Annotated in this window: 12 protein-coding genes; 9 read left to right on the top strand and 3 right to left on the bottom strand. The window is 66.6% G+C overall.

What is annotated here, in order from left to right:
* The first annotated feature begins 483 nt into the window (after positions 1–483).
* The 6 genes from LC490_RS09175 to LC490_RS09150 all read left to right on the top strand — a co-directional run bounded on the left by LC490_RS09175 (position 484) and on the right by LC490_RS09150 (position 7383).
* Positions 484–1425: a hypothetical protein gene (locus tag LC490_RS09175; protein ID WP_223620005.1), complete on the top strand. Its 942-nt coding sequence runs from the start codon at positions 484–486 to the stop codon at positions 1423–1425.
* A 237-nt stretch (positions 1426–1662) separates the two neighbouring features.
* A complete protein-coding gene (locus LC490_RS09170) occupies positions 1663–3399 on the top strand; it encodes a hypothetical protein (RefSeq protein WP_152565998.1) in 1737 nt (578 codons plus the stop codon).
* A gap of 189 nt (positions 3400–3588) precedes the next feature.
* On the top strand, positions 3589–6012 hold the full coding sequence (locus LC490_RS09165) for a SpoIIE family protein phosphatase (RefSeq protein ID WP_223620004.1): 2424 nt from the start codon (positions 3589–3591) through the stop codon (positions 6010–6012).
* Positions 6013–6040: 28 nt separating this feature from the next.
* A complete protein-coding gene (locus LC490_RS09160; RefSeq protein WP_223620003.1) occupies positions 6041–6433 on the top strand; it encodes an STAS domain-containing protein in 393 nt (130 codons plus the stop codon).
* Between the two features lie 209 nt (positions 6434–6642).
* Entirely contained in the window at positions 6643–7158 is a 516-nt protein-coding gene (locus LC490_RS09155; protein ID WP_223620002.1) for a DUF2975 domain-containing protein, read from the top strand.
* A gap of 3 nt (positions 7159–7161) precedes the next feature.
* Complete coding sequence (locus tag LC490_RS09150) at positions 7162–7383, top strand: helix-turn-helix transcriptional regulator (protein ID WP_031370053.1); 222 nt, start codon at positions 7162–7164, stop codon at positions 7381–7383.
* 1032 nt (positions 7384–8415) lie between these two features.
* Here the strand turns inward: LC490_RS09150 and LC490_RS09145 are convergent.
* Positions 8416–10434: a M13 family metallopeptidase gene (locus LC490_RS09145; RefSeq protein ID WP_223620001.1), complete on the bottom strand. Its 2019-nt coding sequence runs from the start codon at positions 10432–10434 to the stop codon at positions 8416–8418.
* Positions 10435–10913: 479 nt separating this feature from the next.
* Between LC490_RS09145 and LC490_RS09140 the strand changes: the two genes are divergently transcribed.
* Both LC490_RS09140 and LC490_RS09135 read left to right on the top strand, forming a co-directional pair.
* Complete coding sequence (locus LC490_RS09140; RefSeq protein ID WP_223620000.1) at positions 10914–12437, top strand: S8 family peptidase; 1524 nt, start codon at positions 10914–10916, stop codon at positions 12435–12437.
* Between the two features lie 1266 nt (positions 12438–13703).
* The gene (locus LC490_RS09135) at positions 13704–14918 is read left to right on the top strand and encodes a S1 family peptidase (RefSeq protein ID WP_051885441.1); all 1215 of its coding nucleotides are present in this window, start codon (positions 13704–13706) and stop codon (positions 14916–14918) included.
* A 110-nt stretch (positions 14919–15028) separates the two neighbouring features.
* Here the strand turns inward: LC490_RS09135 and LC490_RS09130 are convergent, their stop codons facing one another.
* Positions 15029–15322 carry a hypothetical protein gene (locus LC490_RS09130; protein ID WP_223619999.1) on the bottom strand — a complete coding sequence of 98 codons (294 nt, stop codon included), beginning with the start codon at positions 15320–15322 and terminating at the stop codon, positions 15029–15031.
* A gap of 82 nt (positions 15323–15404) precedes the next feature.
* On the opposite strand from LC490_RS09130, the gene LC490_RS09125 reads away from it, so the two are divergent.
* Positions 15405–16619: a S1 family peptidase gene (locus LC490_RS09125; RefSeq protein ID WP_223619998.1), complete on the top strand. Its 1215-nt coding sequence runs from the start codon at positions 15405–15407 to the stop codon at positions 16617–16619.
* Positions 16620–16943: 324 nt separating this feature from the next.
* Here LC490_RS09125 and LC490_RS09120 read toward each other — a convergent pair whose 3' ends face one another.
* Positions 16944–18485 carry a S1 family peptidase gene (locus LC490_RS09120; protein ID WP_223619997.1) on the bottom strand — a complete coding sequence of 514 codons (1542 nt, stop codon included), beginning with the start codon at positions 18483–18485 and terminating at the stop codon, positions 16944–16946.
* Between the last annotated feature and the right edge of the window lie 761 nt (positions 18486–19246).

The following is a 19246-nucleotide window of genomic DNA, read 5'->3' as shown; positions in this document are numbered from 1 at the left end:
CCGAGTCTGCGCCTGCGCATCAGCCGCGCGCGTAGTCCGCCCTTTCTCCACAACGCAGCAACGCGAATACAACGGCCATCGAATGCTTCAACGTGGCGGTCAGTGTTCAAGCGGTGCTCGAAGGCTCTGCTTCACCCAGCCCTGAACCTTGCGAAAGCACATTCAACGGCCAGGAAAGGAAGGTCGGCAAACAGCCCGCATCCAGTCTTTGCTGCAGCTAGTCTCTCTCCCGCATGCGCGGGAGAGGGCCGGAGCGAGGGCCCGCGAATTCATCGATCGCGAGACGGTCCGTCCCCGCCCGGTTTTTATTTGTAAGCCTGCGAGCGAACTTGCGGCGACGCTCCATCCGCCATGACCTTGCGCACTGTCCGTTCCCGGCACGATTTCGTTCTCTTTGACTCGCCGATTCCGACTGCCCATCCATCGATGCAACGCAGCCGTGCCGGCATTCGCCTCATCACGCCACGCTCCAAAGGACCCGAGATGCATCGTCGCGACTTGCTCCGCCTCGCCGCCCTATCGCCCTTGCTCGCCGCTGCTGGCGGAGCCGTCGCCGCCGAGGCCCCAGGCCCGATCGACCTGATGCCGAAGTTCTGGCAGGCCTATGACGACACGCGAGACGCAGACGACCGTGCACGAGCGCTCGCCGCGACGTTTTTCAGCGAACACGCCGAGGTCTACGCCGGAGCCGGCCTGAAGCCGACGCCCGAACGCTTGGGCAAGTGGCTGCCGGATTTCGACGCTATGGCCGGCCAAGTGCGCAAGCTCAGCGCCGGCTTCGGCCACCACTACCGACGCCACGTCCGGCACTTCCAGGTCGAGTTCCCCGACTTCCGCCGCGAGCGCGCGCCGATCTATCTGATGCCGTCGCTGTTCGGCTTCGACGGCCATCTGCGGCCGTGGCAGGACAAACTGCCCTTGTTCATCGGCATCGACGGCATCGTCCGCTACCACGGCGCCGACGCGAACCTGTCGGTGTTCCTCGACCATGAGTCCTTCCACCTCTATCACGCGCAGGTGTTGCCCGACCTGATCGTCGACGACGACCCGCCGGTGTACGGTTCGCTATGGAGCGAAGGCATCGCGACCTACGTCAGCGAACGCCTCAACCCCGACGCGAGCTTGCTGCAGGTGCTGCTCGACGACCGCAAGCTCGCCCAGGCCGACGCCGCGACCGTGCGCGATCTCGCCGCCGGATTGTTGAAGGTGCTGGACTCTGTCGCCCCCGACGATTCCAACCGCTACTTCAGTGCCGGCCATAAGGGCCCGGAGCCCGCACGTGGCGGCTACCTGGTTGGCCTGATCCTTGCGCGCAGGATCGGCCGCGACCTGCCCTTGGCGCAGCTGCCGCAAGTTCCGACACCGAAGGTCCGCTTGTTGCTGGAACAACACTTGGCGGAACTGGCGCAGGGCGCAGCGGCATGACGGCCGACGTCGCCGTTCGTCGCCTGCCCGCTCCATTGTCCTTCTCCCTGACCCGGTCTTAATGCGCGTCCTGCTTTAATCCCCGGGTTCCAACTGGCCTGTCGCTGCGTCTGGGGATCGGAAAGCAGCGAGGGGCCATTGCCGTCCCCACCCGGGGCCGCGACGCTGGCCGCCGTGCCCGCCCTGGCCGAAGTCCACCACGGCTGTCGCGCTCCTGCGCGTATTCCGGGAGGCCCCATGTACCTGCCGCTGCCCGCGTTCCGCCCCCTCGTCCTGTCCTGCGCCGTCGCCTCGCTGGCGCTCGCTTTACTGACGGTCTCCTCCTGCCGCAACACCGGCCCGACCGCCGACAACCCGCCGGCCTCGGAGCCGGCGGTGTCGCCGCCGCAGTTGGCCATGGTCGGCGCGCATTTGCTCGACGGCCTGGGCGACTATCGCTTCCCGGTCACCAGCCGGCACCCCGAGGTGCAGCGCTGGTTCGACCAGGGCCTGATGCTGACCTACGGCTTCAACCACGACGCCGCCGAACGCTCCTTCCTCAAGGCCACCGAACTCGACCCCGATTGCGCCATGTGCTGGTGGGGCGCGGCGTTGGTGCTCGGCCCGCACGTCAACGCAGCGATGGACCCGAAGGAAAACGGCGACGCCTGGACCCGGCTGCAGCGCGCACAGGCGCTGGCGCCGAAGGCCAGCGAACGCGAACGCGCCTTCATCCAGGCATTGGCGGCGCGCTATGCGCAAAACCCGCCGGCCGATCGCAAACCGCTCGACCTGGCCTATGCCGAAGCCACCCGCAAGCTCGTGCAACAGCGCCCCGACGACCTCGACGCCGCAACCTTCCACGCCGAAGCGCTGATGGACCTGCAACCCTGGGACTACTACGACGAGAAGCAGCGGCCCAAGGGCGGCACCGCCGAAGTCGTGTCGACCCTGGAATCGGTGATGGCGCGCAACCCCGATCACGCCGGCGCCCTGCATCTGTACGTGCATGCCGTCGAGGCCTCGTCCGCGCCCGAGCGCGGCGCGGCCGCGGCCGACCGCCTGCGCGAACTGATCCCCGGCTCCGGCCATCTGGTGCACATGCCCGCGCACATCTATTCGCGGGTCGGGCGCTGGCACGACGCGGTGATCGCCAACCAACGCGCGATCGAAGCCGACGACGCCTATCTCGAGCTGTGCCGCGGCAACACCCAGGGGGTGTATCCGCTCGGCTACGTGCCGCACAACCACCACTTCCTGTGGTTCGCCGCCAGCATGGAAGGCAGCAGCGCGGTCGCGCACGCGGCGGCGAAAACCACCGCCGAGCGCACCAACCTGCAGGACCTCATGCGCAAGGACGGCTTCGCGGTCTTGCAGCACTACTGGATGACGCCCTGGTTCGAACGCGTGCGCTTCGGCCGCTGGGAGGAAATCGCCAAGGCGCCGAACCCGGCTCCGGACCTGCCTTACGTCACCGCGATCTGGCACTACACCCAGGCCATGGCCGCGGTGCGGCAGCGCCGCCTGGCCGATGCGCAGCGCCATCTGGAAGCCCTGCGCCCGCTCGCCGCCGATCCGGCGATGGAAAAGCTGACCGTGTGGAATCGCTACCCGCTGTCGCACGCGGCGCGCATCGCCGAACGCGTGGTCACCGCGGAGATTGCCGCGGCGCGCGGCAAGCACGAAGTCGCCGTGGCGGCGTTGCGCGAGGCGATGGCGATCGAGGACCGCATTCCCTACGACGAGCCCCCGGGCTGGCACGCGCCGGTGCGGCAGACGCTGGGTGCGGTGCTGCTCGACGCCCGGCGCCCGGCCGAGGCCGAACGCGTCTATCGCGAAGAGCTGCAGCGCAACCCCGGCAACGGCTGGTCGCTGTACGGGCTGGCCGAAAGCCTGCGCGCGCAGAACAAGAACGCCGAGGCCACCGACACCCAGCGCGAGTTCGCCCAGGCCTGGCGCAACGCCGACGTGCGGCTGACGGCGTCGAGGATGTAGACGGCGCCGAGGTAAACGAGACAGATATAAACCAGACCGATACAGGCGACGAGACCGGTCCGAACCCGCCGCTGCCGGCCGCTCGCACTAGCCCCGGCCGGCCGTTGCGGGCCGCCGGGGACAGTGCGCGCCGCCCCCTTTTTCGGCTGCGGCTGGGGCTATGCTCGCCCTGTCCTCTGGGAGTCGCCGATGGACCGGACTGAGTCGATTACCGCTCCGACCCCACCGCGCGTGATCGCGCGCGACGCTCATCCGCCGGTGTCGTGGCGCGACAGTCTGCGCACCAAGCTGATGCTGTGGTTCGGCGTGTTGGTCGGGGTGCTGCTGCTGATCGGCTTCGTCGTCGCCTTCCTGATCGCGCGCCAGCAGATCATCGCCGGTGCGCAGGAGCGGACCCGTTACGAAGCCGCCCAGACTGCCGACCGCCTGCTCGCTTCGATGGAATCGGTGCGCATCACCGGTGCGGCCATAATCGGTCTGTTCAACAGCCTTGCGCTGGACCGCGAGGCGACGATCAAGGCGATGGAAGCCCTGCTGGACGCCGATGCCAGTGCCGTCGGCGGCTTGATCGCGCTCGAATCCGGTGTGCTGCCCGACGGCTTGCCGATGGCCTACTACGTCGGCGTCGACCGCCGCGGCGTGGCCAATCGCGACCTCATCGCCATCGGCTACGACGCGCACCGACAGCCCTGGTATCGGCGCACGCTCGCCGCCGACGCGCCCTGGTGGTCCGAGCCCTACTTCAACGAAACCGCCGGCGGCCACTGGATGAGCACTTTGAACCTGCCGCTGCGCGGGCCGGACGGCCGGCGCCTGGGCATGGTCAGCCTGGACGTGCCGATCGCGCGCTGGGCCGAACTGGTCGAACCGCTGCATCACATCCACGGCCAACGTCCGGCGCTGTTCGCGCCCAAGGGCACGATCACCCTGCATGCCGACCCGAACATCGCCCTGAAGACCACGCTCGAACGCTACATGGCCGCGGCCGAGCGCACCGACCTGACCGAGATGGCCGCGGCGCAAGCGCGGGGACGCCGGTTCGAGTTCACCCATGTGCTGCCGACCACCCGCGAAACGCGGTTCTCGGTGCTGGAACCCATCGGCGACACCGGTTGGGGCCTGCAAGTGTCGATGTCGCACAAACCGCTGCTGGCCGCGCTCAAGCGCACCATCGCCCAGCTTGCCGTCATCGTAACGCTGGTTTCGTTGATGATTACCCTGCTGGTGCGCCGGATGGCCGCGCGGATCACCACGCCGCTGAGCGACCTGACCGGTTCGGCCAGCCATTTCGCCGCCGGCGAATTCGACTACCCCTTGCACCAGACCGAACGCCGCGACGAAGTCGGGGTGATGGCGCGCGCCTTCGACAACGCACGCGGCTCGATCAAGCGCCAGATCGTCGAAATCCAGGACATGAGCACGGCGCGGCAGAAGCTCGAAAGCGAGCTCGACATCGCCCGCGAGATCCAACTGGCGATGCTGCCCGGCGCGCGCGTGCTCGGCACCGACGAGTGGCGCCTGCAGGCGAATGCGCGGCTGGAACCGGCCAAGGCAGTCGGCGGCGACTTCTACAGTTTCTTCGAGCGCGACACCCACACGCTGTGGTTCGCGATCGGCGACGTCTCCGACAAGGGCGTGCCGGCGGCCTTATTCATGGCCCGCACCATGACCGTGCTGGAGATCGCCGCCGGCCGCGGCGGTTCGCCCGAAATCGCCCTGCAGGAAGCCGCGCAACGCCTGCTCGAAGGCAACGACACCTGCATGTTCGCCACCGTGCTGTGCGGCCTGATCGACGCGCGCAGCGGCGAGCTCGCCTTGGCCAGCGCAGGCCACGAACCGCCGGTGTTGTTGCGCGCCGACGGCAGCGCGGAATTCGTCGACTTACCCTCGGGACCGCCGTTGGGAGTAGTGGCCGGCGAACACTATCCGATCTGGCGCGGCCGCCTGCGCAACGGCGAAGCCCTGGTGGCCTATACCGACGGCATCACCGAAGCCTTCGACGCCCATCAACAAGCCTTCGGCGGCGAGCGCCTGTTGGCGGCCCTGCGCGGCGGCACCGACGCGAGCACCTTGTGCAGCGCCCTGGTCGCCGAGGTGCATCGTTTCGCCGCCGATGCGCCGCAGTCGGACGACATCACCGTGCTGTCCCTGCACTGGACCGGCAACGACCACGCCCCGCCGGACCAGCGCGAGACACAGCGGTTCCGCGTACCGCAGGATCGCGCCCGGCTTGCGGAATTGTTCGCGGCCGTGGACGAAGCCTTGGTCCAGGCCCGCGTCGACAGCGCGCTGATCGGCGACGTGCGGCTCATCACCGAGGAGGTCATGTGCAATGCCATCGACTACGGCACCGAGCCCGGCGTCGAGCACGACGTCAGCCTCGAACTCGCGATCGAGCCCGGCCGCATCGAGTTGCGCTTCCGCGACGACGGCACGCCGTTCGACCCGCTGTCGCAAGCCGAACCCGACCTCGATGCCGACATCGACGACCGCCCGCTCGGCGGCCTCGGCCTGCATCTGATCCGCACCCTCGCCGACCAGGCCACCTACGTACGCGAGGACCGCTACAACGTGCTGCACATCGTGCTGCTACGACCCACTGCCGGCGACTGATGCCGACATCTCGAACCTGGAGCCACGCATGGACCTGACCATCCGGATCGACCCAGCCACCGCCCACAGCCAGCGCGTCTACCTCGCCGGCCGCCTGGACACCTCCAGCTATGCCGAACTCGACCGCCAACTGGGGCCAGTGCTCGCCGCCAGCGTGCCCTCGCTCGTACTCGATCTCGCCGACCTGGAATACATCAGCTCCGCCGGCATCCGCTCGATCTTCCGTGCGCGCAAAGCCCTGTCGGCCCGCGGCGGCAAGGTGGTGGTGGTCAACCCGCAACCGCAGATCCAGAAAGTATTCGACCTGGTCAAGGCGGTACCGATGAACGAAATCTTCAGCAGCGTCGCCGAAGCCGATGCCTATCTCGACGCGATGCAGCGCAAGGTGCTGGCCAAGGGCGAGGACAGCGACGACGATTGAGCGGCTGAAACCGGAACGGCGGCGCCGCGGGGGCAAGGCCGGCGACGGACTGCACAAGCTATCCGCGGGACCTGACCCTGACCCGGCTAGCCGGCCATGCCGTACCCCCAGACCGAAGGGAGGCCCGACAGGCCTGCTCCGGGGGCACTTGCATATCGTTTTTCGATATTATATATATCGCTTACCGATATGACAGAGGCAGCCGTCCCATGACCCGCCCTCCGAACGCCCTCACCCTGGCCCGCCCGTTGATCCGCGGCCTCATCGTCCTCAACGCCCTCTACGCCTTCGCCATCGCCGCGCTGCTGATCGCGACCTGGGTCAACCCGAAGCTGTTGTTCGAGGCCCTCGGCCTGGCCTACGAGCATCTGTACAACGCCCTGCGCGCCGTCGTGCTGATCGGCATCCTCGCCGCCTACCTCACCCATCGCGTGCTGCGCGCGTTGCTGGCGATCGTGGACAGCGTGCGCGACGGCGATCCCTTCATCGCCGACAACAGCCGCCGCCTGCAGGCCATCGCCTGGTGGGTCCTGGCCGGCGAAGGCCTGCGCCTGCTGATCGGCGCCATCGTCTACGGCGCCTCGAAAGCCGCGCCGGCGCTGAAGATCGACATCGACGTCGGCTTCTCGTTCGCCCCGTGGCTGGCGGTGCTGCTGCTGTTCGTGCTCGCCCGCGTATTCGAACAAGGCGCCCGCATGCGCAGCGACCTCGAAGGCACGGTGTAAGCCATGGCCATCGTGATCCGTCTCGACGAAAAACTGCACGAACGCCGCATGACCCTGACCGAACTGTCCGAGCGCGTCGACATCACCCTGGCCAACCTGTCGATCCTCAAGACCGGCAAGGCCAAGGCGATCCGCTTCTCCACCCTGGAAGCGATCTGCAGCGTACTCGACTGCCAACCCGGCGATTTGCTCGCTTTTGATCCGACGCAGCCGATGCAGGAGTGACGGCAGGCGCGGAGCAGCATGACGCTGAAGCCTCCGGATCCTCGCCTTCGCGACGCTACCGGTCAAAGCCCCTGTAGGAGCGGCGTGAGCCGCGACCCAGGGACGCGCAGAAGGCGCACCGCTGACGTCATCGATCGAAGCCGCGAGCTATCGCGGGGTAGGAGCGGCGTCCTACTGGGTTTCCTTCGGTCACAAGCCGCAATCGCGGGATGCGCACAGATAGCAACGCCGGTGCTATGCATCGAATCGACGTGCTTTCGCGGGGGTAGGAGCGGCGCAAGCCGCGACCGTGCAGTTGGCGATCGCTGCGCTTCTTACCGCAGAGCTGTGGGGCAAGATCTAAAGCTTCCGTCCGCTAACGCGGCCGGGTTACTTTCTTTTGCTAAGCCCAAAAGAAAGCTAACCAAAGAAAAGGGCTCTCCTTGCAAGGGCACAGGCCACGAGTGCGATGCTGTCGCCGGGATTTTTCGATAGGACATCCTTGTCCTATCGAAAAACGGCGCATGTCCTGTGCGCCACCCTCCGGGTCTACGGTTGCATCGCAAGTTCGGAACTGCGCCAAGCTTTCACGGCAATAGCAATAGCAATAGCAATAGCAATAGCGCCGCGATTGAGACATGGACGCCTATTCCGATGGACGATGGCCGCTGAACGACCGCGGTCGCGGCTTGCGCCGCTCCTACCCCGAAGCGGCGTTGCCGTAGCTGTGCGTCGCCTGGCACTAGCGAAGGCAATCGAAGACCCGTAGGACGGCGCGCAGGGATGCGCGCCGTTTTTCATCGGGACAGGGATGTCCCGTATGTAGAGCCCTGCGCACGCATCGCTCGTGCGGGCCCTTGATTCAAAGAAAAGCATTTTTCTTTGGTTACCTTTCTTTTGTTGCTTATGACAAAAGAAAGTAACCCGCCGCTTTAGTGGCGGAAGCTTTTGGCGTTTGATCTTGGTCTCGCTTGAGCGATACGCCGCGAGACCGAAACAGCGCGGTCGCGGCTCACGCCGCTCCTACAGGGGCCTGCGAAGTGCGCAGCCCCCTCACCACACCTCGCACCGCTTCTCCTCCGCCCGCACCATCGCATCGCCCGCCTTGCACTCGAACACCTGCTGGAACGCCGGCAGGTTCGACAGCGGGCCGTTGACGCGGTACTTGGCGACGGGGTGCGGGTCGCCCTGGATCATGGTGCGCTGGGTTTCCAGGCGGGTTTCGTCGCCGCGGAACTGGCCCCAGGCGATGAAGAACTGTTTCTCGGGGCTGAAGCCGTCCAGGGTCGGCTCCGGGCCCTTGCCTTCGCGCGACTTCAGATAGGCGCGATACGCGATCTTGGCGCCGGCCAGGTCGCCGATGGATTCGCCCAGCACCAGTTTGCCGTTGTGATGCTGGCCGGGTTCGATGAAATAGCCCTCGAACTGGTCGACCACGCACTGGCCTTTGGCTGCGAACTGCTTGCCGTCGGCGGGCGTCCACCAATTGGACAAGCGGCCCTTGGCGTCGAACTGCGCGCCCTGGTCGTCGAAACCGTGGCTGATCTCGTGGCCGATCACCACGCCGATAGCGCCGTAGTTGACCGCGTCGGTCGCGTTCACGTCGAACGCGGGCGACTGCAGGATGCCGGCCGGGAACACGATCTCGTTCTGCAAGGGGTTGTAGTAGGCGTTGGAGGTCGGCGGGGTCATGCCCCAGCGGCTGCGGTCGGTCGGCTTGCCGATCTGGCTGCGGTTATCGGTCACGTTCCAGCGCGAAGCGGCGACGAGGTTGTCCCAGGCCGAGTCGCGGCTCACCGCGACGCCCTGGTAGTCCTTGAACTTGTCCGGGTAGCCAAGTTTGGCGACGAAGGTCGAGCGCTTTTCCAGCGCCTTCTTCTTGGTCGCGTCGTCCATCCAGGCCAGCTCGCCGATGGTGTCGTCCATCGCCGCCAGGATGTTCTTGACCATGTCCTGCATGCGCGCCTTGGCTTCCGGCGGGAAGTACTTCTCCACGTACTTCTGCCCCAGCGCTTCGCCGAGCTGGGTGTCGGTGAGCTCGGCGCAACGCTTCCAGCGCGGCTTCATCTGGGTGGCGCCGGTCAGGAACTTGCCGTTGAAGGCGAAGTTCTCCTCGACGAAGGGCTGCGACAGCGAGTCGGCGGCGGTGTTGAGCAGATGCCACTGCAGATAGGTCTTCCACTGCGGCAAGGGCGTCGTCGCCAACTCCTTTTCGACCTGCTGCAGGAACTTCGGCTGGGTCACGTTGACCGCGTTGCGCGGCACGCCGGCCGCATCGAAGTAACGGCCCCAATCGAAACTCGGCGCGAGCTTGGACAGGTCGGCGAACGCAGTCGGGTTGTCCTGCAGCTTCGGGTTGCGCAACTGCACGTTGTCCAGCGAGGCCTCGGCCAGGCGCTTCTCGAAGTCGAACACCGTCTGTGCGTCGCGTTGCGCCTGCTCGGCCGGGGTGCCGGCCAGCTCGAACATCTTGGCCACATGCACCAGGTACTTGGCGCGCGCCTCGACGAAACGCGGCTCCGGCTTGAGGTAATAATCGCGATCCGGCAAACCGAGGCCGCCGGCGTAGACATGGGCGATGGTCTGCGACGGCTCGCGCAGGTCCTCGCCGGCGAACAGCACGAACGGCACGCCCACGCCGGCGTCGTGCAGCTTGCCGATCATGCGTTGCACGCCGGCACCATCGCCGATGGCGCCGATCTCGCTGAGCCACGGCTGCACCGGCTTGCTGCCGAGCGCATCGACCCGCGACTCGTCCATGCAGGCCGCATAGAAATCGCCGGCCAACTGGCCCGCGCTGCCCTTCGGCCAATCCTTGCGCGCCGACAACTCGGTCAGGATGTCGCGCACGCGCTCCTTGTTGAGCTCGCCCGATTGCCAGCGCCGGCTCCAGCGGTCCATGTAATCCGGGATCGGGTTCTGCTTGCGCCAAGCGCCGTTGGCGTAGTCGTAGAAATCGGTGCAGGCATTGCCCTGACGGTTGATATCGTCGGGTTGGATGCCGTGCAAGGCGCCGGCGGACGCGGTGGACATGGCCAACAAAGCGACGAGCGGGAGGCTGGACTTGGACACGGCACGATCCCTGCTGAATGGTGCCGCCACTATAGCGAGCGCCCTCGCCCGGACCCGTCCCAGAAGTCCTGTTCGCACCGGACTCCGCTCGCATTGCGTCGATCGGCCAGGCCGCGATGCAGCGCCTGAGACAAGAACGCCTCCATCCGATGCCGTCTCGATGCACTGCACAAGGTTTCGCCCACGCACATCGCCTCGGGCCCAACCCAACCCACCACCCTGACATGTCCGCGGCCTGCGCGACGGGCATAGGCCGCATTGCGACGTCCTCAAGCCGTGTGCTCGATCCCGGTTTACGCACAGGAAAAAACCGACTGCGTCGCGTCATTGAAAGCGTGATCCGTCTCAAGTCGAGGCACATAACGCCTGACTATCCTCGCCGCCGGATCGCCCGACGGTCCGCTCCGCACCGGCCGCGAAGCCCGGACAGCGTGTCGCTTCGCATGACGACTCCTCCCATCCACTCAGGATTCTTTCTCATGCGCTCCAAGTCCTCACCCGCTCGCACGAAATCCGTTCCCTTGCTGCGTTTGCTGCTGCCGTGCCTGGCGATCGCGGCGATGCCCACGGTCGCTCCGCTCGCCGCACCGCCGTCGAACGCGCCCGCATCCCTGTCGGTCATGCCCAAGCCGGCCAAGACCCAACTCGGCCGCTACGATTCGCGCGAGTACATCGAAGTCAAATTCGTCCGCGACAGCCAGGTGCGCCTGCAGGGCGGACGCCCGACCTCGGCGAAATACGGGCGCCTGGCGGCACTGGAAAGCCTGGCCAGCGGCGCCGGCCCGGTCGCGAACATGGAGCCCTTGTTCCGCGCCGACGAAGCCACGCTCACGGCCTTGTCGAAGAGCGCACAACCGCAGGCGCAGAACGAACAGCCCGACCTCAGCCAATGGTTCCGCCTGAAGGTACGCCCGGGCCAGGACATCCAGCGGGTGATCGACGAACTCAACGCGATGAGCATCGTCGAGATCGCCTACCCGGCGGCGCTGCCGATGCCGCTGCCGGCCTCGCCTGCGTATCACGACTACCAGTACTACAAACTGCCCGCGGCGCAGAACGGCATCGACAGCCAGTACGCCCGCACCGTGGCCGGCGGCGACGGCACCGGCGTGCGCGTGCTCGACATCGAATACAGCTGGAACACCAACCACGAAGACCTGTCCAAGCTGCGCCTCGCCGGTGCGCTGGTCGCCAACGGCACCCCGAGCGACCCGTTCAACGACAACAACCACGGCACCGCAGTGATGGGCGAACTGGTCGCCGACAACAACGGCATCGGCGTCACCGGCCTGGTCAGCGGCGCCAGCGCGCACTACACCAATGCGATGAACACCCAACGCGGCTACGACCTGGCCAATGCCATCCTGACCGCGGCCAACGCCTTGCGCGCCGGCGACGTCATGCTGCTCGAACAACAGGCAGCCGGACCGAGCGGTTGCAGCAACTACGTGCCGGTGGAGTGGACGCCCTCGGTGTACGACGCCATCGTCGTTGCCACCAACAAAGGCGTGCACGTGGTGCAGGCCGGCGGCAACGGCAACATGAATCTCGACAATACCGGTTGCTTCGGCTCGCCGTTCCCGCGCAGCCGCCCGGACTCGGGTTCGATCATCGTCGGTGCTGGCGGCCCGCGCTCGACCACCTGGTGCAGCGACACCGTCGCCGAACGCGCCAAGCAACCGTTCTCGACCTACGGCCGCCGCGTCAACGTGCAGGCTTGGGGCCGCTGCGTCACCAGCACCGGTTATGGCGGCCTGTACAACGGCGGCGTCAACGCGCGCTACACCAAGACCTTCTCCGGCACCTCCAGTGCTTCGCCGATCGTCGCCGCGGCGGTGGTCGCGCTGTCGGGCATCGCCAAGCAACGCGGCATCACCCTCACCCCGCGGCAGATGCGCGACCTGCTGATGACCACCGGCACCCCGCAGACCGGCAGCGGCGGCCAGATCGGCCCGCTGCCGGACCTGCGCGCAGCGATCGCACGACTGGTCACGATGCGTTGAGCCTCAGCGAGCGAAGGGCCACGCGCCCTTCGCTCGCGTTCTCCCACGCGTGACGACCCCAAGGGTAGGAGCGGCGCGAGCCGCGACCGCGAAACCGAAACTACGACGGATCTTTCGCCTGCACGGTCGCGACTCGCGTCGCTCCTACCCCTTGGATCGTCGGCCTTTGTAGGAGCGGCGTAAGCCTCGACCACGAAACCGAAATTACGACGGATCTTTCGCCTGCGCGGTCGCGACTCGCGTCGCTCCTACCCCTTGGATCGTCGGCCTTTGTAGGAGCGGCGCGAGCCGCGACCGCGAAACCGAAACTACGACGGATCTTTCGCCTGCGCGGTCGCGACTCGCGTCGCTCCTACCCCTTGGATCGTCGGCCTTTGTAGGAGCGGCGTAAGCCGCGACCGCGACAAGGCCACTGCGACGAACCCTGCCCCGCAGCGTGGGTCGCGACTCACGTCGCTCCTACAGGAAGCCCGGCTCTAAGGGGCAGGAGCGGCGCAAGCCGCGACCGTGAAACCGAAATTACGACGGATCTTTCGCCTGCGCGGTCGCGACTCGCGTCGCTCCTACCCTTTGGATCGTCGGCCTTTGCAGGAGCGGCGTAAGCCGCGACCACGACCATGCCACTGCGACGAACCCTGCCTCGCAGCGTGGGTCGCGACTCACGTCGCGCCTACAGGAAGCCTGGCTTCAAGGGGTAGGAGCGGCGCAAGCCGCGACCGCGAAACCGAAACTACGACGGATCTTTCGCCTGTGCGGTCGCAACTCGCGTCGCTCCTACCCCTTGGATCGTCGGCCTTTGCAGGAGCGGCGTAAGCCGCGACCGCGACCATGCCACTGCGACGAACCCTGCCCCGCAGCGTGGGTCGCGACTCGCGTCGCTCCTACAAGAAGCCCAGCTTCAAGGGGTAGGAGCGGCGCAAGCCGCGACCGCGCGGCTTCCGATCACAGCGGAAACATCCCCGTGCGATGACCGCACCAGCGCCCCCTGCTCCGCCCCTCGACAGCCGGTTCCCTACCGGCGCTTGGCGCTTGCATAAGACGGTCATCGCCCCGCCCCTTCGTTCACGATTTTCATAATCGGAAACGGCCTTGACCACGCTGAAACCAGGTAATTCGTCTCAGTTTCGAGGTAGGGGTGCCACGCCGGGGCCCCGTTCTAGTCAATGCGGCCCGGCTGAGCGCTTCGTGCCTGCCACCCCCAGCGACCTGCCCCGGCCCCGCCGCCACTGTTGTCCGCATCCCTCTCTGTCTTAGGAGTTTTTGGATATGCGCAAGTTCAGTATGTCGGTTCTCGCTGCCACCGTAGCCATGACCGTATCCGGCGCGGCCCTCGCCGCCGACGACCTCGCCCCCGCGTTGAAGTCGGCCATGCAGCGCGACCTGGGATTGTCGGGCACGCAGCTCGCTCAGTACCTGAAGACCGAACGCCTCGCCGCACAACAAGAAAAGACTCTGGAAAAGCAGCTCGGCCGCAACTTCGCCGGCGCCTGGCTCGAACGCAAGGCCGACGGCTCGTTCGGCGTGGTCGCCGCCAGCACCTCGATCAAGGCCGCCAAGGCCGCGGCCGGCGTGGAAACCCGCCAGGCGCGTCATAGCCTGGCCGCGCTCAATGCAGCGAAGGGACAACTCGACAGCCAGCTCGCGCGCAACGGCAAGGCACCGAAGGGCGTGTACAGCTGGGCGGTGGACCTGCCGAGCAACAGCGTGACCGTCGGCGTGGCCCCGGGCGCGGAAGAAGCCGGCGTCGACTTCGTCGCGCGCAGCGGCCTGGATGCGAGCACCGTGCGTTTCGAAACCCTGAGCGAAGCGCCGCAGCGCCGTATCGCCATCCAGGGCGGCCGCGGTTATCTGCGCGACCCGGGCGACGGCTACGTCTATGCCTGCTCGGTCGGCTTCCCGGTGACCAAGGGCACCACCCTGGGCTTCGCCACCGCCGGCCATTGCGGCGACACCGGCGAAGTCGTGTATCACGAAGTCTCGCAGTGGACGCCGGGCGTGCGCCTGGGTTCGTTCGCCGCCTCGTCGATGCCGGACGGAAACCAGAGCGGCCCCGACCGCGGTTGGGTGCAGGTCGACAACACCCACACCCTGTCGGCCAGCGTCTACGGCTACGGCAGCGGCGACGTCAACGTCGCCGGCAGCACCGAAGCCGCGGTCGGCGCTGCGCTGTGCCGTTCCGGCCGCACCAGCGGCTGGCGTTGCGGCGCCATCCGCAGCAAGAACATGACCGTGTCCTACGTCGACGACGCCGGCAACCCGGACGGCACCGTGACCGGCCTGACCCAGACCACCGCCTGCGCCGAAGGCGGCGACTCGGGCGGTTCGTACATCACCGGCGCCGGCCAAGCGCAGGGCGTGCTGTCGGGCGGCAGCGGCAGCTGCAAGGGCCGCCAGGGCCGCACCGGCGGCGGCAACAGCTACTTCACCCCGATCAACTCGATCCTCAGCACCTATGCCTTGACCTTGAAGACCACGCCGTAATCGATCGCGGTTGCGACAGGTGTCCGAGCGCCCCGGGTTTCCGGGGCGCTTTTTTTTGCCCGGCGTAATCGGCGGCTGTCGCTTCACCGGCGTGCGCCGCAACCGCGCCATTACTTCAATGACGACGTGCGATCGATACATCGATGGCGCGCCTCATCGCAACCGATCGATGCGCGCATGTGTGACAACGGATCGTCGACGACCGCGAAAGCTCCGAGCAACGTTTCCGCATCAAGCGAAAGAAATCCACTGTCACAACAAAGCGTGCGCAAACCGCTATTTCCAAGATGTTTTCCTGCTTTTAAAAAACTCGCTTCCGGAACCAACAAGGACGTCTCATTTCGCGCGTAGGGCAAACAGATCGCGTCGCGTTCTAATCGATGCGGCCCGATGAAGCGCCGCATGCGATGCAACCTCACGCATGACAACGCCGCGCTTCAACGGCCGCGAATCTGATTACCCCCACTCGTCCATGGAGTTTCTGGAATGCGTAAATTCAATATTTCGATCGTCGCTGCCGCCGCGGCCATGTTCGTATCCGGTGCGGCCGTCGCCGCCGACGATCTCGCTCCCGCGCTGAAGACCGCCATGCAGCGCGACCTGCGTTTGTCCGGCCCGCAGCTGATCCAATACCTCAAGGCCGAACGCCTTGCCGCGCAGCAGGAAAAAACCCTGGCCAAGCAACTCGGCCGCAACTTCGCCGGCGCCTGGCTCGAGCGCAAGGCCGACGGTTCGTTCGGCGTGGTCGCCGCCAGCACCGCGATCAAGAGCACTCAGGCCGCAGCCGGCGTCGAAACCCGTCGCGCCCGTCACAGCCTCGCCGCGCTCAATGCCGCCAAGGCGCAACTCGATGGCCTGCTCAACCGCAGCGCCAAGGCGCCGAAGGGCGTGTACAGCTGGTCGGTCGACCTGCCCAGCAACACCGTCACTGTGGGCGTCGCCCCGGGCGCGGAAGACACCGGCGTCGACTTCGTCGCCCGCAGCGGCCTCGATGCGAGCGTGGTGCGTTTCGAAACCCTGAAAGACGCACCGCAGCGCCGCATCGCCATCCAGGGCGGCCGCGGCGTGCTGCGCGAAGTCGGCGACAACCGTATTTCGGCTTGCTCGATCGGCTTCTCGGTCACCAAGGGCAATAGCGCGGGCTATGCCACCGCCGGCCATTGCGGCAACGTCGGCGACATCGTCTATCACGAAGTCGCCAAGTGGGAACCGGGCGTGCGCGTGGGCACGTTCGCGGCGTCCGTCATGCCGAGCGACAACGCGCGCGGCCCCGACCGCGGCTGGGTCCGGGTCGACAACACCCACGTGCTGTCGGCCAGCGTCCACGGCTATGGCAACGGCGACGTCGCCGTGCGCGGCAGCACCGAAGCCGCCGTCGGCACCGCCGTCTGCCGTTCCGGCCGCACCACCGGCTGGCACTGCGGCGCCATCCGCAGCAAGAACGTCACCGTGTCCTACACCGACGACTACGGCAACCCGGACGGCACCGTCACCGGCCTGACCCGCACCACCGCCTGCGCCGAAGGCGGCGATTCCGGCGGCTCGTTCATCACCGCCGAAGGCCAAGGCCAGGGCGTGCTGTCGGGTGGCAGCGGCGACTGCCGAGGCGCCGCGGGCGACAACGGCGGCGGCAACAGCTACTTCACCCCGCTCAATTCCATCCTCAAGGCCTACACGCTGACCCTGCGCACCAGCCCGTAATCCATCGCGGTTGCGACTATGGGTCGAACGCCCCGGAGGTTTCCGGGGCGTTTTTTTGTGGGACGCACTCACCTGCAACCCCAAGGGGTAGGAGCGGCGCGCGCCGCGACCGCGGAGTTGCGGTCTCGCGTCGAACCACACAGGTATCCGGCGCGGTCTCGGTTACACGGGAATCCGGCGCCAGTTGGATACCTCGCGGTCGCGGCTCGCGCCGCTCCTACCCTTTGCAAACTCGGTTGCATGAGAATTCGGCGCGAGATGGCCGAGCCAAACGGATTCGCAAACGACGGCCGGACACCCGGCCGTCGTTCACTCAGCCGCCGATCAAGGCTCGATCGTGATCGTCGGCGGACTGCCGTCGCCACGCGCCGCCGCTCCGCTAGCCGCGGTCGGGGCCGTGCAGGTGCTGGTGTGGTCGATCGCATTGGTCGTCGCCCCATCCGCGCCGACCAGGGTCGTGCGCCAGGCGAAGGTGGCGGTCGGCATCGTCCCGGTGGTCGTGCACTTGAAATTGAAGGTCAACGGCGAGGCGGTATTGCTGGTGTAACTGCCGTTGTAGTCGTTGCAGGTCCAGCCGGAAGGACAGCTGATGATCTTGGTCTTGCGCTGCACCGTGAACTTCGGCACGCCCTTGTAGAACACCTGCGCCTGAAAGGCGACGTTGTGCGGCCCCGACACGTTCGGGATGCGGTCCAGGCTGAAGGCTTCCTTCAACACCGACACGCCGAGCGCGGAGAAATGGTCCACCGGCACGAAGTACAGGTCGTTATGGGTCGGCGTGCCCGGGCCGCCGCGTCCGTGGACGATGCCGTAGGCGGTGTTGGTGCCGAACACCGGCCCACCGCTGTCTCCGACGTCGTTCATCACCTGATTGCTGGCGTTGTGCACGCGGATGAAGGTGCCGACCGCTCCGTTGTACATCGCCTGCGCGTTCTTGTCGGCGACCTGGCCGCAGGTGTAGTTGGTGGTGATGCCGTTCTTGCACGCCATCGCCCCTATCGGCAGGTTGGCCGAGGTCGTCACGCTGGTGATCTCCATCGTCGCCTGCGGCCCGCCGACCAGCTTGATCTGGTTGCTTTGCACCTGCGGCGTGCCGCCGGACTGCTTGTTCCACTGCAAGTCCAGCGAACCGCTGTTCTGCTCGCTCTTGAACGCCAGGGTCACGTTCGGGCTGCCGATGTAAGTCAGCGCATTCTCGCAATGCCCGGCCGTGATCACCCCGAGTTCGCGTGTCGCGTTGACCACGTTGAAGCCGGTCGTGCAGCGCAGTGTCGCCCCATCGACCCGACTGCCGCCGACGATCGCCGTGGGCGACATCAGCGCCGGCACCTTCTGCAGCTTGATGTAGTCGGCCACCGCCATCAGCCCGGACAGGCGCTTGGAGGCGGTCGCGGTGTCGAGCACGAACAAATTGACCTGCGAAGTCTTGAGGTCCAGCCCCGACTCGAACGCGACACCCGACTGGCTCAACTGGGCCGCCAGTTCCTCCTGCGCCCCGCGCAGCAACTCCAGCGGGCGCGGCGCCAGTTGCGCCACGAACAGCGGGTCCTTGGTGTAGCGCGACAGCAGCGCCTTCGGCGTCTTGGTGAAGCGCACCACCACCCGGTATGTCGGCTGGTGCTCGATATACAACCCGGCGAACGTATCCGGCAACTCGCGCTGCAGCCGCTGCTCCAACTGCGCGATCTCCGGCACCTGCGCCGTACGGCGCTTGGCTTCGGCCAGCGGCACCTTGAACTGCTGCGCATACGACACCGCGATGGGGTCGCCGCCGGTTGGCTGCGCATTGAGGCCCAGCGAGAACAGCAAGCCGACGGCCAGCGCGGTCGGGGCGAGACGTGCGGAATGACGGTATCCAAAATCCATGAGGAAACGCTCCTTTGGTTGTCGACAGGCAGGCGCCTGTCGCCCGAGGTATAGCGTTCGCGGCACCGATGAGAAGCCGGTACTGTCAAAAGTGACGCAGGATGTTGGGAGCCGAGCGAGCGAAACGCGACGGGCGTACCGGTTTGATGGAGGACCAAGGGTAGGAGCGGCGCGAGCCGCGACCGCGGAGTGACGATCTCGCGCCGAACCACACAGGCATCCCGCGTGGCCTCGGTTGCAGGGAGATTCAACGCGAGATGGAGACTTCGCGGTCGCGGCTCGTGACCGAAGGAAATCCAGTAGGACGCCGCTCCTACCCTTTGCAACCTCGGTTGCTTGGGGATTCGGCGCGAGACCACAACTTCGCAGTCGCGACTCACGTCGCTCCTACAGGGACAACATCCATCGAAAGCGCGCCTTTCCTTGTCGGCCTACGTCCCCTCCCCCTCCTTGTAGGAGCGACGTAAGTCGCGACCATGCAACCCCACCTGGCTCCGCCCCAACCTGCAACCCAAAGGGTAGGAGCGGCGCGAGCCGCGACCGCGGAGCGACGATCTAGCGCCGAACCACACAGGCATCCCGCGTGGCCTCGGTTGCAGGGAGATTCAACGCGAGATGGCAGCATCGCGGTCGCGGCTCGTGACCGAAGGAAATCCAGTAGGACGCCGCTCCTACCCTGGCATGCGCCGCAGACCGCGGCGTCGCCGCGTGTCTGCGGCAGACTCCACAAAAAACGCCGCCCGAGGGCGGCGTTTTTTGTC

It is taken from the genome of Lysobacter sp. ESA13C (assembly GCF_019970005.1).
GTDB classification, from domain to species: domain Bacteria; phylum Pseudomonadota; class Gammaproteobacteria; order Xanthomonadales; family Xanthomonadaceae; genus Lysobacter; species Lysobacter antibioticus_B.
This window is presented reverse-complemented; position numbering and strand designations above follow the sequence as displayed.

Bases quoted from the DNA above. Each gene is read 5' to 3' on its own strand.
- LC490_RS09125 (WP_223619998.1), top strand. From the start codon at position 15,405: ATGCGTAAATTCAATATTTCGATCGTCGCTGCCGCCGCGGCCATGTTC.
- LC490_RS09150 (WP_031370053.1), top strand. From the start codon at position 7,162: ATGGCCATCGTGATCCGTCTCGACGAAAAACTGCACGAACGCCGCATG.
- LC490_RS09165 (WP_223620004.1), top strand. From the start codon at position 3,589: ATGGACCGGACTGAGTCGATTACCGCTCCGACCCCACCGCGCGTGATC.
- LC490_RS09120 (WP_223619997.1), bottom strand. From the start codon at position 18,485: ATGGATTTTGGATACCGTCATTCCGCACGTCTCGCCCCGACCGCGCTG.
- LC490_RS09140 (WP_223620000.1), top strand. From the start codon at position 10,914: ATGCGCTCCAAGTCCTCACCCGCTCGCACGAAATCCGTTCCCTTGCTG.
- LC490_RS09135 (WP_051885441.1), top strand. From the start codon at position 13,704: ATGCGCAAGTTCAGTATGTCGGTTCTCGCTGCCACCGTAGCCATGACC.
- LC490_RS09130 (WP_223619999.1), bottom strand. From the start codon at position 15,322: ATGCGGCGCTTCATCGGGCCGCATCGATTAGAACGCGACGCGATCTGT.
- LC490_RS09170 (WP_152565998.1), top strand. From the start codon at position 1,663: ATGTACCTGCCGCTGCCCGCGTTCCGCCCCCTCGTCCTGTCCTGCGCC.
- LC490_RS09155 (WP_223620002.1), top strand. From the start codon at position 6,643: ATGACCCGCCCTCCGAACGCCCTCACCCTGGCCCGCCCGTTGATCCGC.
- LC490_RS09160 (WP_223620003.1), top strand. From the start codon at position 6,041: ATGGACCTGACCATCCGGATCGACCCAGCCACCGCCCACAGCCAGCGC.
- LC490_RS09175 (WP_223620005.1), top strand. From the start codon at position 484: ATGCATCGTCGCGACTTGCTCCGCCTCGCCGCCCTATCGCCCTTGCTC.